The organism is Caballeronia sp. (assembly GCF_049581465.1).
In the GTDB taxonomy this organism is placed as follows: Bacteria; Pseudomonadota; Gammaproteobacteria; order Burkholderiales; family Burkholderiaceae; genus Caballeronia.
This window is the reverse complement of sequence record NZ_JBAUSA010001279.1, coordinates 1-11,813: the sequence shown is the minus strand read 5'-3', so window position 1 is coordinate 11,813 and position 11,813 is coordinate 1. Positions and strand designations below refer to the sequence as shown.

Genomic DNA, 11,813 nt, shown 5'->3' with positions numbered 1-11,813 from the left:
ACCGCAAGGCCTGGAATTTCGGGCCTGACATGGCCGGCCGGAGACGTGTTGCAAAAAGCGCCCAGTTTCTGGGCGCTTTTTCTTTTTGCTGAACATTATTGCTATTTCAGGCAAACTTTACCGCACGAGAGAAAGGCCATGCAGCCCCCGGACTCAAGAACGAGGCGCTTGCTCAGATAAATGGCTGAATGAGAAGGCAATTGAACATCGGCACCTCGTTGGCATGAAACCTGCTGAAGTCCATGTGTCTGCGCATTGAGCGCGGCAAACGTCCAACCACTTACGCAGACCATGCAAAAAAAGAATACATCGAATACCTCCTTCACCCGCCTCGTTATGGCTGTAGCGCTTGCGTTGCCTGTGCTCGCCGTCACGGCGGGCTGCGCATCGACGCCGGCGCACGAGTCCGTTGGCGAATACACCACCGACACAACGTTGACGGCCAAGGTAAAGGCCGCATTGCTTGAAGATCCGGGCCTGAAGTCGTTGTCGGTGGGTGTCGACACGTATCGCAGCGAAGTGTTGCTGTCCGGTTTTGTGAATTCGGAAGAACAGATACAGAAGGCGGTATCAGTGACGCGCGCTGTTGAGGGCGTTCAGTCGGTGAAGAACGACCTGCATGTCAAACCGCAATAAAAGCGCGCGGTAGAAGGAATCAGGCGGGAAAGCAGAAGGCTGCGACGCGCGCTCGACACAAGGCCGCGCCGTGGGGCGAATAGCCCAAGGCCCGACGCGACCTCGCACGGAGGCGTCCGCCGCCGATTTCACGCCGATTCTGGGCGTTCGGCACGGGCGCATTGCAAACAATTTATACGTTGCGTCCGCCATGCCACACGCCTTGATTGTCGAAGATGACCCGAATAGCCTTTCCGGCCTGTCTGCCATCCTGGCGGCCGACGGTTTTTCCGTCGATACCGCCACGACGCTGGCCGAAGCGCGCTCTGCCCTCACGCGCTTCATACCCGACGTGGTGCTAGTCGATCTGAACCTGCCCGACGGCAGCGGTCTCGAACTACTGCACAATCTGCCCGCACAGCCGCCCGGCGGCGCATTGCCAGTCATCGTGATGACCGGCAACGCGACTGTGGAAAGCGCCATTGAAGGCTTGCGGCAGGGTATCTGGGATTACCTGCTGAAACCCGTCAACATTCCGCGTTTGCGCAGCCTGCTGGCACGCATTCCGCGGCCGTATGAATTGACGGAAGAAGTACGTGCATTGCGCACAACCTTGCGCGAACTCGGCCATTTCGGGGGGATGCTCGGTCGCAGCGACGCGATCCAGCATGTCTACGATCTGATGGAACACACCGCGCCGACAGAAGCCGCCGTATTGATTTGCGGCGAAGCGGGCACGGGCAAGAAGGTCGCCGCGCGCACGCTACATCAAATGAGCCGACGACGGAAAGGGCCATTTGTAGCATTCGATTGCGCCATGGCCGCGCAAAGCAGCCACCGTACGATGGAAAGCCTGATGTTCGGCCACGAACGGGGCGCTTTTGCGGGCGCGGAGAACCGTGAGGGGGGATTGCTGGAGCAGGCCGGCGGCGGAACGCTGTTTTTGGATCAAATCGATGCCCTGCCTTCCGCGCAACAGGAAGCATTGCTGCGCGCGCTTGATTCGCAGAACTTCATGCGGGTCGGCGGCAGCAATAAGATAGTCACTGATTTTCGCTTGCTTGCCGCGACGCGTTTGCCGGTTAGAGAGGCCGTCGACGATGGCCGGTTGCGCGAAGATTTGTTCTTGAGGTTGAGTGCGTCGTCGATTACTTTGCCGCCCCTGCGCGAGCGGGGCGAAGACATCGCGCTGCTTGCCGAGTATTTCGTTGACGAACTGAATCGTGAGAATCACGTGATTGGTGTCACGACGGGCGCGCCCAAGCGCGTAAGCCCTGATTTCATTCGCGAATGTCTGGCAGCGCAATGGCCCGGTAATGTGCGCGAGTTGCGCGAGCGGGTTCGGCGCGCGTATCACGCGTCGGGCGATGTCGTCGAGACGCTTCGTGCCGATGAGCGTAGCAGTACGGGCGGACGCGGGCTCAATGGCAGCAGCGTGCAGGTAACCGTAGGCACCGCGCTCGCCGATGTGGAAGACATGCTGATTCGCGCGACGCTTGAAGCCGTTGGCGGCACTCGGCATCGGGCGGCGACGTTGCTCGGGATCAGCCCCAAGACGCTGTACAACAAACTTCAGCGGATGAAGCTGGAATAGGCCCCCGGGGGGCTTGCGCGGGGGGGTGGGATTCTGCCCCCAATCGCGCGCTCCCCTACTCGAGCGCGCTCCTCACAAGCTTCACCGCCTGCTGATACTCCACTTGCGTCGTCAGCTTGCTCCACCGCCACGCTTTCCCGCGCGCACGCATCTTCCTCAAGCGCCCCTGTGACGCCTTCGTCGGCGCAAACGTCAGCCGCTCCAGAACCTTCCCAGCTTCATCGGGCTGATTGCAGATCAGCACCATGTCGCAGCCCGCCGTCAACGCGGCCGTAGCCGCTTCGGTGAGCGTTCCACCCGCCCGGGCGGCTTCCATCGAAAGATCGTCGCTAAAGATTGCACCGTTGAAACCCAACTTGCCGCGCAGGATATCCTGCAACCAGACCCGCGAAAATCCCGCCGGTTTTTCATCGACCTGCGGATAGATTACGTGCGCCGGAATCACCGACGCCAACGACATCCCCAGCCAGTCGTACGGCTTCGTATCGGCGGCAAGAATCTCCTCCAGCGGCCGGTCGTCGACAGGCATTGCAACATGCGAGTCCGCCGATGCAAACCCATGCCCCGGAAAGTGCTTGCCGCAATTCGCCATTCCGGCAAGCGCCAGGCCGTGACTCAGGCTCTTGGCGAGCACGGTGACCACCCGTGGGTCAGCATGCAGCGCACGATCGCCGATGACCTTCGAGTGCCCGTAATCAAGGTCCAGGACGGGCGTGAAACTCATGTCGATACCGCACGCGCGCAACTCGGCCGCAAGTACATAGCCAAACGCCGTCGCCACCTTGGTCGCCAGCAGGACGTCACGGTCCCAAAGTGCACCGAGCTTGCCCGGCGCAGGTAGGACAGTAAAACCATCGGTGCGAAAGCGCTGCACCCGGCCGCCTTCGTGATCGACGGCAATCAGGATGTCATCGCGAACCGCACGGATCGAATCCGTCAACGCAACAAGTTGCGCACGGTCCTGGAAATGCCGGGCGAAAAGAATGATGCCCCCGGTCATCGGATGTTCGAGGCGACGGATATCGGCGTCGGTCAGTGTCGTGCCTGCCACGTCGAGCATGACGGGCCCGAGAGTACGTTTTAGAGAGTTCAAATTGAAAATGAAAGAGTCAGAGGGGTTCGATGTTCGCTGATGCAGCCGCTTATGCAATCACTTCCGCGATGACAAAAGACACCGCATAGTCGCGCTCGTCGGTGATCGTGACCTGGGCGGTAATGCCACGCACCGCAAGCCACTCGGCCAGCTCACCCGACGCTACGACCTTCGGCTTGCCACTCGGTTCGTTGAGCGTTTGCAGCGCGCGCCAGGTCATCGGCCAGTGCATGCCAAGTCCGATGGCCTTGGAAAACGCTTCCTTGGCCGAGAAACGTGTGGCAAGAAACGCGAGGCCGCGCACTTCGGAACGCGCTTTACGCGCGTGATAGATGCGCAGTTCGTCGGCTCCGAGTACCTTCTCGGCGAAGCGCCCTTTCGTGCGCTCCATCACCGCCGCGACCCGGCTCACCTGGACGAGATCCGTGCCGATTCCGTAGATCGCCATGTTGGAAACGCTCCAGTCAGCGCGGCTTCGCAGTATTTGTGGAGGCGGCCAAGCGCGACGCCACCATGATCGCCTTCATCTCGCGCACCGCATTGTCCCAGCCCGCGAAGATCGCATGCGCGACGATTGCATGGCCGATGTTCAATTCCACAATGCCTTCCAGCGCTGCTATCGGCTGGACATTCGAGTAATGCAGGCCGTGTCCGGCGTTCACCTTGAGCCCGAGCGAATTGCCGAAATCGACGCTCGTTGCCACGCGTTCGAACTCGATTTTTTGCGTAGCCTCGTCATGGGCTTCCGCGTATCGGCCGGTATGCAATTCGATGACAGGCGCGCCCGCCTCGAACGCCGCGCGAATCTGCGTTTCATCGGCATCGATAAAAAGCGATACCCGCGCGCCCGCCTGACGTAACTGCTCGCACGCGGCTTTCACCGCCTGGAACTGGCCGGCGACATCGAGGCCGCCTTCCGTCGTCAGTTCCTCACGCTTTTCCGGCACAAGACAGACGTCATGCGGACGAACGCCACAGGCGATGTCGAGCATTTCCTGCGTTACTGCGCATTCGAGGTTCATGCGCGTCTTGAGAAGCGGTCGCAGCGCGTGGACGTCGGCGTCGAGGATGTGGCGGCGATCTTCCCGCAGATGCAGCGTAATGGCATCGGCGCCGGCCTCTTCGGCCTGCAACGCAGCGCGAATGGGATCGGGATACTGCGTGCCGCGCGCGTTACGCAGCGTGGCGACGTGGTCGATATTGACGCCGAGATCGATCACGTTCGCGGAAGACGAGAGAAAGAAGCTCATAGGTTTTGAAGGTCGATCAGGATTTGGCGGGTGGCGAGCGGCGTACCGCCCAGGTACACGTTCAGCAGGAAGCGCATCAGCATCTTGCTCTGCGCGGCTGTCTGCGGGCGGCTGTAGTCGTCTCGCTCCATGTCGAGCAACGTTTGCCCGGCAATCACCGGCCATTGCGACGGCAGTTCATCGGATGCTTCGCGCACGCCGCGCTCGGGGTCGAAGACGTATTTCTTTTCAGCGAGAACCGGCTTGCGTTCGATGGTCTTGTCCAGCGCCATCGCGTAACCGGTTTCGCGCAGCAGCACGCGTTCGAAAGAACGCAGCACTTGCAGCGCGGGCTCGCCGTGCGCGAGGCGCGACAGCGTCAGCACGTAGTGATTGAAGAGTTGCGGATGCGAGTCTTCGCGAGCACAGAACTTGACCAGCAACTCATTGACGTAGAAACCACAGAGCAGCGCGTCGCCGGCGAGCGGCAACATGCCGCCGACCCATTCCGCCGTTGTGAGCGTGCGGACTTCACCCTTGCCCGTCCACGACAACCCCAGCGGCTGAAACGTCTGCAACACGCCGCGCAACGCGGAATGCGGCCGCTTGGCGCCCTTCGCGACCAGCGCAACGCGGCCGTGATCGCGGGAGAAGACGTCGAGCACAAGACTGGTCTCGCGATACGGATAGCTGTGCAGCACGAACGACGGCTGCTCGGCGATACGAAAATCCGAGCGCGGTGGGGCGCGCGGCCTTTTAGGTGGCGCAGGATACGAGGCGTCAGCCGAAGCCGCTGCCGATCCACTGCGCTTTTTCTTGGCGGGAGCGGAGATACGGCCCGTGTCAGCATTGTCGGCAGGTTCCGCGTCGGCAGATGGCGTCATCCACGCGTCGTTTGCACCCTGAGCGACGCCCTCACTCGTACCCATACGCGCGAAGTCCCGCTTCGTTATCCGCCCAGCCACTCTTCACCTTGATGAAGGTCTCGAGATAAACGGGGCCGTCGAAGAGCCTTTCCATGTCGAGCCGGGCCTCGGTACTGATCTGCTTCAGCTTGGCTCCCTTCTGGCCGATGATCATCGCCTTGTGGGTATCGCGTTCGACCAGGATCGTCGCGAAAATGCGGCGCAGGCGGCCTTCGGTTTCCCATTTATCGATGAGAACCGTGCTCGTGTACGGCAATTCATCACCGGTCCAACGGAACACTTTTTCGCGCAGGATCTCGGCGGCGAGAAAGCGCTCGCTGCGATCGGTGAGATCGTCCTCGCCGTAGATCGGCGAGCCTTCCGGCAGGTACGGCTTGACCACCGTCATCAGGCGCGCGATGTCGTCGGGGTGCTTGGCCGTCATCGGCACGATTTCCTTGAAGTCGTGCAACGCGCTCATCTTCTGCATGAAGGGAAAGAGCGTTTCCTTGTCGCTGACGTGATCGAGTTTGTTCGCGATCAGCAAACACGGTGTGTCGTTCGGAATCAGGTCGAGCACTCTCTGGTCGTCCGGGCCGAAACGGCCGGCTTCGATCACGAACAGGATGGCATCGACGGAAGTCAGCGTGGACGTCACCGCGCGGTTCAGCGACCGGTTCAGCGCGCCACTATGCTTGGTCTGGAAGCCGGGGGTATCGACGAAGATATATTGCGCGTCCGCAAGCGTGTGAATGCCGGTGATCCGGTGGCGCGTGGTCTGCGCCTTGCGGGACGTGATGCTGACCTTTTGGCCGACCAGCGCGTTCATCATCGTCGATTTGCCGACGTTGGGCCGGCCGACGATAGCGACCATGCCGCAGCGGAAACCAGAGGGAGTGGGAGTGTTCATAGAGGTAACCGGCTGCAAAATTCGTGGGGGACGCTGGCGCGTCGGGTTCAAGCTTTTTAATCGAGGTGTGCGGACTTCTGCCGGCGCTTGATTACCGGCGTAAGGCATGCGAAAAGCTTAATGACCGGCGTCGGCGGCACGCACCGTGCCTTCTTCGGCATGCGCTTCAACGTCGGGACTCGCGTTCGCCGCTTCGCTCACGCCATCTGCCTTCTTCTGCGACGCGTTCTCCGCCGCCGCTTTCTCCGCCCGATGAAGCACCGGCCGTTCGGCTTTCTCCGACGCTGCAAACACGCCCGCGGAAGGTCCGGCATGCGCCGCGCGGATCACGGCCACCGGCGCAGTTGCGGAGCGTTCCGGATCGTTATGCGTGCCGGGATTAGCGCTGCCGTGAGCGCCAGCCTGAGCGCCGCGTGAACGCTCCCGCTTGTCCGGCGCGCGCAAATCGAGCGCGGCCTGGACACCTGTCACACCCGGTACGACTTCAAGTTCGGCGAGCTTGGCCGCGCGCGATCCCTTGCGCTTCGATTTCGATGTCAGCGCCGGCGCCGCAGCGGCAACTTCTTCCAGCGCCTTCTTCGCGGCCGCCTGTTCAGCGGCGCGACGGCTCGCGCCTGAACCCGACACTTTCACGTCGAGCTTAGGCACCGTGCATTCGACTTCGAATTGCTGGTTGTGCGCCGCGCCGTGGGTGGCCACGACGGTGTAGGTCGGCAACGCGATCTTGTGACCTTGCAGGTATTCCTGCAAAAGCGTTTTCGCGTCCTTGCCGATCGTACGTGGGTCGATGTAATCCAGTATTGGCGTGTAAAGCCGCTTGATCACGCCGTGCGCCGCGTCGAATCCGCCATCGAGGAAAACCGCGCCAAGGATCGCTTCGAGCGTGTCGGCCAATATGGAAGGCCGCCGGAAACCGCCGCTTCGCAATTCGCCTTCGCCTAACCGCAATGCCTCCGACACATCCAACGCCTGCGCAATCTCATAAAGCGACTGCTGTTTGACGAGATTTGCGCGCACGCGGGAGAGGTCGCCTTCATCGAGTTTTGCGAATCGCTGGAACAAAAGCGCAGCCACCACGCAATTTAGAATCGAATCTCCGAGAAATTCGAGTCGTTCATTGTGCGTGGCACTGTGACTTCGATGAGTCATCGCTTGGCGCAGTAATTCCGCATTGCGAAATTCGTACTGGAGCCGGGTTTCCAACGGGGTCGAGGGCATGTGCAGAGTATAACGCGGGCGTCAGGAGGGGCGAATGCAGCAGAAAAACCAAGGAAAACGGCGGGACTAGCAGGCCTTGGCGACGTTTCTTCGCGCTGTTTCGAGGGCGTCTTTCTCGAACGCTTTCTAACGCGCCTTCTAACAACTACGCCGCGAAAAACGCGGCGTAATCGCTTAAGCGCACTGACGGCAAACAACGCGCATCAATGGAACGGGCCGATGCGTTTCAGGCTGCTGAAATTCATCCAGATAAAGAACGCGCGGCCGACAATATTCTGGTCTGGCACGAAGCCCCAGTAGCGGCTGTCGGCGCTGTTGTCGCGGTTATCGCCCATCATGAAATAGTGACCTGGCGGCACTTTGCAAATCACGCCTTGCGCGTTGTAGTTGCAGTTGTCGCGGTACGGAAAGTCGTCGGCGCCGATCACGAATGGAGGCACTTGCGTGTTGTTCAGGATCGCATTCTTGCGGCCGTCCAGATCTTCTTCAAACTGCTTCGCATAGCCGATGCGCTCGTCGTCGAAGTAATCCGGCAACGCTGTCTCAGGAACCGGCTGGCCGTTGATCGTCAGCTTCTTGTCCTGATAAGCGACGGTGTCGCCAGGCAGGCCGATCACGCGCTTGATGTAATCCACCGATTCGTCTTTCGGGTAGCGAAACACGACCACGTCGCCACGGGTGAGCGGCGAGCCGCTGGTGACCTTGGTATTGGTGATCGGCAGGCGCAGGCCGTATTCGAATTTATTGACGAGGATGAAATCGCCGACGAGCAACGTGGGCACCATCGATCCCGACGGAATCTTGAACGGCTCGACTACGAATGAACGGACCACGAACACGACGAGAATGACCGGGAAGAAGCTCGCTGAATACTCTAGATACCAAGGCTGGCGAAGCTTTTCATCCCGCAGGCGCGCGCGTGTTTCGGGCGCATTTTCATCGGCGAAACGCTCGCCTACGCGTGCTTGCTGCGCATCGAACTCGGCCACTGCCGCGTCCGCCGCCCGCCGCCGTTTCGGCTCGAATACCAGTTTGTCGAACACCCATGCAATCCCCGTCAAGACGACGAGTACAAAAAGAATCAACGCGAAATTCATCAATCGTTTCCGGTTATTTTATTAATCTTCTACGCGAAGAATCGCGAGGAAAGCTTCTTGCGGGATCTCGACCGAGCCGACCTGCTTCATGCGTTTCTTTCCGGCCTTTTGCTTTTCGAGCAACTTCTTCTTGCGCGAAATATCGCCGCCGTAGCACTTTGCCAGCACGTTCTTACGCAAAGCTTTAATGTTTTCGCGCGCAATGATGTTTGCGCCGATCGTCGCCTGGATCGCCACGTCGTACATCTGGCGCGGAATCAACTCGCGCATCTTCGACGCGACTTCGCGTCCGCGGTGCTGGCTCTGCGCGCGATGCGTGATGACCGACAACGCGTCGACCTTTTCGCCGTTGATCAGCATGTCGACCTTCACCACGTCCGACGCGCGATATTCCTTGAACTCGTAGTCCATGGACGCATAACCGCGCGACGTGGATTTCAGCCGATCGAAGAAATCGAGCACGATTTCCGCCATCGGAATCTCGTACGTGAGCTGCACCTGGCGGCCGTGATACTGCATGTTGATTTGTGAACCGCGCTTGTTCATGCAAAGCGTGATCACAGAACCTACATATTCCTGTGGCATGTACAGGTTCACGGTCACGATCGGCTCGCGCACCTCTTCAATGTACGTAGGCTCCGGCATCTTGGCCGGATTCTCGACCTGGATCACCTCGCCATCGCGCTTCACGACTTCGTAGACCACGGTCGGCGCCGTGGTGATCAAGTCCATGTTGAATTCGCGTTCCAGCCGTTCCTGCACGATCTCCATGTGCAGGAGGCCGAGGAAGCCGCATCGGAAACCAAAACCAAGCGCTTGCGACACTTCCGGTTCGTATTGCAGCGAGGAGTCGTTCAGCTTCAGCTTTTCAAGCGACTCGCGCAAACCATCGTATTGATTTGCTTCAATCGGATACAAGCCCGCAAACACTTGCGGCTTCACTTCCTTGAAACCCGGCAGCGGCACTTCGGAGGGATTCGCGAGCGTGGTGACCGTATCGCCGACCTTCGCGGCCTGCAATTCCTTGATGCCCGCGATGATGAAGCCCACCTGCCCCGCCGACAACGACGCGAGGTTCGTGGATTTCGGCGCGAATACGCCGAGATGCTCGACCGGATAGACCGCGCCGGACGCCATCATCTTGATCTTGTCTTTCGGGCGCAGCGTGCCGTTCTTGACGCGCACGAGCATGACCACGCCGACGTAGTTATCGAACCATGAGTCGATGATCAGCGCCTGCACGGGTCCGTCCGGATCGCCCTTGGGCGGCGGCACTTTCTTTATCAGCGCTTCCAGCACATCCTCTACGCCGAAACCGGTCTTCGCGCTGCAATGCGTGGCGTCGGTCGCATCAATCCCGATCACGTCCTCGATTTCCGCAATCGCACTCGCGGGATCGGCCGCCGGCAAATCGATCTTGTTCAGCACCGGCACGACTTCCACGCCGAGTTCGATCGCCATGTAGCAATTGGCCACCGTCTGTGCTTCCACACCCTGGCTCGCGTCGACCACGAGCAGCGCGCCTTCGCACGCCGACAGCGACCGGCTGACTTCGTACGAAAAGTCGACGTGGCCGGGGGTATCGATTAGATTCAGGTTGTAGACCTGACCGTCGCGGGCCTTGTAGGTGAGGGCCGCGGTCTGTGCCTTGATCGTGATCCCGCGTTCGCGCTCGAGATCCATGGAGTCGAGAACCTGCGCGTCCATCTCGCGGTCGGACAGGCCGCCACACAACTGGATGATGCGGTCAGCGAGCGTCGACTTGCCATGGTCGATGTGCGCGATGATCGAGAAGTTACGAATATGATTCATTCAGACGCCAATGAAGCGAAAAAGGCGCGCCCTGACAAACGCGGAGCACGCCTTGAAAATAGGGTAAAAATCTTGCCCATTTTAGCCGAAAAGGCTTCAGGACGGCGGATTTTACGGGAAACGTCCGATTGCTCAGCCGCCTTTGCTGTGGCTGGAGCCGTGTTCCGGTGCGTAGGCGTTCAGCGCTTCGCGAACACGAGCCGCGTCAAGACGATATCGGCTGAGCTCGGCGCCCTCAAACATGAGGACGGGTACGAGTTCGTTGTAGACAGCTTCGAGCGCGGGATCGGTGTCGATATCGATCACATTTATTGCCACGCCAAACTCCGCCGCAATCGGCGCGAGTTCGGCGCGTAAATCGTCGCAAAGATGGCACCACGCGCGCCCATAGACCGTGAGCGCGGGGCGGGCCATCACTTCTGCGTGGACGCGCGGGGACGCAGCGGCACGAACTGCGTGTTATCGCCGCGACGCACGAGCACAGCGACCATCTTGCTCGGATCGACGTTCTGCGCGACCGCGTCAAACTGCTTCGCGCTCGTGATGTCCGTGTCGCCGATGCGCAGGATGATGTCGCCCTTTTCGAAGCCTGCGCGCGCCGCCGGTCCCTCTACCGCGTCGACCATCACGCCGTTGGTGAGCTTCAGCGACTTCTTCTGGTCGGCCGGAATGTCGCTCACCGCGATGCCAAGCGTATTGCTCGCGCGCTCCTTGGGCGGCGGCGGCTTGGTGGCTTCGGCCTTGGCGACCTTATCGGGTTGCATTTCCGCGATCGTGATCGGCAGGTCGCGCGACTGACCCTTGCGCCATATGGTGATCGTGGCTTTCGTACCCGGCGGCGTGTCGCCGACCATACGCGGCAAATCGGTCGCCGTGGTGACGTCGTGGCCGTTGTATTTCGTGATGATGTCGCCCGGCTGGACGCCCGCCTTATCGGCCGGGCCACCTGATTCCACACTGCTCACCAGCGCGCCTTGCGCCTTCGGCAAGCCAAGCGAATCGGCCACTTCCTTCGTCACTTCACCAATCGCCACCGCGATCCGGCCACGCACCACCTTACCTGAGGTCTTCAGTTGATCGGCGACGCGCATGGCTTCGTCGATAGGAATCGCGAACGAAATCCCCATGAAGCCACCCGTGCGGCTATAGATCTGCGAATTGATGCCAATGACCTCGCCCGCCATGTTAATCAGCGGACCACCCGAATTACCGGGATTCACGGCTACGTCGGTCTGGATGAACGGCAGGTAGTCACCCGTGTCGCGGCCCTTCGCACTGACGATGCCGGCCGTCACCGTGTTGTCGAGCCCGAACGGGGAGCCGATCGCGAGCACCCACTC

Annotated in this window: 12 protein-coding genes; 2 read left to right on the top strand and 10 right to left on the bottom strand. The window is 60.4% G+C overall.

Going from position 1 to position 11,813, the window contains the following annotated elements; translation table 11 throughout:
• Positions 1-291 precede the first annotated feature (291 nt).
• Together WCA53_RS31065 and WCA53_RS31060 are read left to right on the top strand one after the other, a co-directional pair.
• Positions 292-636 (top strand): BON domain-containing protein, encoded by a 345-nt coding sequence (locus tag WCA53_RS31065; RefSeq protein WP_423920571.1) that lies wholly within the window; start codon positions 292-294, stop codon positions 634-636.
• Positions 637-826: 190 nt separating this feature from the next.
• Positions 827-2,209: a sigma-54-dependent transcriptional regulator gene (locus WCA53_RS31060; protein ID WP_423920568.1), complete on the top strand. Its 1,383-nt coding sequence runs from the start codon at positions 827-829 to the stop codon at positions 2,207-2,209.
• 55 nt (positions 2,210-2,264) lie between these two features.
• On the opposite strand, the gene nagZ is transcribed toward WCA53_RS31060, so the two are convergent.
• The 10 genes from nagZ to WCA53_RS31010 form a co-directional block, all read right to left on the bottom strand.
• Complete coding sequence (gene nagZ / locus WCA53_RS31055) at positions 2,265-3,269, bottom strand: beta-N-acetylhexosaminidase (RefSeq protein ID WP_423920565.1); 1,005 nt, start codon at positions 3,267-3,269, stop codon at positions 2,265-2,267.
• Between the two features lie 82 nt (positions 3,270-3,351).
• A complete protein-coding gene (acpS, locus tag WCA53_RS31050; protein ID WP_423920562.1) occupies positions 3,352-3,750 on the bottom strand; it encodes a holo-ACP synthase in 399 nt (132 codons plus the stop codon).
• A 16-nt stretch (positions 3,751-3,766) separates the two neighbouring features.
• A complete protein-coding gene (gene pdxJ / locus WCA53_RS31045) occupies positions 3,767-4,552 on the bottom strand; it encodes a pyridoxine 5'-phosphate synthase (protein ID WP_423920558.1) in 786 nt (261 codons plus the stop codon).
• Entirely contained in the window at positions 4,549-5,460 is a 912-nt protein-coding gene (gene recO / locus WCA53_RS31040; protein ID WP_423920554.1) for a DNA repair protein RecO, read from the bottom strand. The genes pdxJ and recO overlap by 4 nt, the downstream gene beginning before the upstream one ends.
• Positions 5,447-6,346 carry a GTPase Era gene (gene era / locus WCA53_RS31035; RefSeq protein WP_423920549.1) on the bottom strand — a complete coding sequence of 300 codons (900 nt, stop codon included), beginning with the start codon at positions 6,344-6,346 and terminating at the stop codon, positions 5,447-5,449. Before era ends, recO begins: the two co-directional genes overlap by 14 nt.
• 117 nt (positions 6,347-6,463) lie before the next feature.
• A complete protein-coding gene (gene rnc, locus WCA53_RS31030) occupies positions 6,464-7,564 on the bottom strand; it encodes a ribonuclease III (protein ID WP_423920546.1) in 1,101 nt (366 codons plus the stop codon).
• 203 nt (positions 7,565-7,767) lie between these two features.
• Positions 7,768-8,661, bottom strand: a complete 894-nt coding sequence (lepB, locus tag WCA53_RS31025) for a signal peptidase I (protein WP_423920543.1) — start codon at positions 8,659-8,661, stop codon at positions 7,768-7,770.
• A 21-nt stretch (positions 8,662-8,682) separates the two neighbouring features.
• Positions 8,683-10,473 carry a translation elongation factor 4 gene (gene lepA, locus WCA53_RS31020; protein WP_423920540.1) on the bottom strand — a complete coding sequence of 597 codons (1,791 nt, stop codon included), beginning with the start codon at positions 10,471-10,473 and terminating at the stop codon, positions 8,683-8,685.
• A 132-nt stretch (positions 10,474-10,605) separates the two neighbouring features.
• Positions 10,606-10,887 (bottom strand): glutaredoxin family protein, encoded by a 282-nt coding sequence (locus tag WCA53_RS31015; protein ID WP_423920537.1) that lies wholly within the window; start codon positions 10,885-10,887, stop codon positions 10,606-10,608.
• Positions 10,887-11,813: PDZ domain-containing protein (locus WCA53_RS31010; protein ID WP_423920532.1), on the bottom strand; the 927-nt coding region annotated here is incomplete at its 5' end. The genes WCA53_RS31015 and WCA53_RS31010, both read right to left, overlap by 1 nt.

What these genes read in the sequence shown, in the direction of transcription:
- WCA53_RS31065 (WP_423920571.1), top strand. Translation starts at nt 292, where the DNA reads ATGCAAAAAAAGAATACATCGAATACCTCCTTCACCCGCCTCGTTATG.
- recO (WP_423920554.1), bottom strand. Translation starts at nt 5,460, where the DNA reads ATGGGTACGAGTGAGGGCGTCGCTCAGGGTGCAAACGACGCGTGGATG.
- WCA53_RS31060 (WP_423920568.1), top strand. Translation starts at nt 827, where the DNA reads ATGCCACACGCCTTGATTGTCGAAGATGACCCGAATAGCCTTTCCGGC.
- acpS (WP_423920562.1), bottom strand. Translation starts at nt 3,750, where the DNA reads ATGGCGATCTACGGAATCGGCACGGATCTCGTCCAGGTGAGCCGGGTC.
- era (WP_423920549.1), bottom strand. Translation starts at nt 6,346, where the DNA reads ATGAACACTCCCACTCCCTCTGGTTTCCGCTGCGGCATGGTCGCTATC.
- rnc (WP_423920546.1), bottom strand. Translation starts at nt 7,564, where the DNA reads ATGCCCTCGACCCCGTTGGAAACCCGGCTCCAGTACGAATTTCGCAAT.
- nagZ (WP_423920565.1), bottom strand. Translation starts at nt 3,269, where the DNA reads ATGCTCGACGTGGCAGGCACGACACTGACCGACGCCGATATCCGTCGC.
- WCA53_RS31015 (WP_423920537.1), bottom strand. Translation starts at nt 10,887, where the DNA reads ATGGCCCGCCCCGCGCTCACGGTCTATGGGCGCGCGTGGTGCCATCTT.
- lepB (WP_423920543.1), bottom strand. Translation starts at nt 8,661, where the DNA reads ATGAATTTCGCGTTGATTCTTTTTGTACTCGTCGTCTTGACGGGGATT.
- lepA (WP_423920540.1), bottom strand. Translation starts at nt 10,473, where the DNA reads ATGAATCATATTCGTAACTTCTCGATCATCGCGCACATCGACCATGGC.
- pdxJ (WP_423920558.1), bottom strand. Translation starts at nt 4,552, where the DNA reads ATGAGCTTCTTTCTCTCGTCTTCCGCGAACGTGATCGATCTCGGCGTC.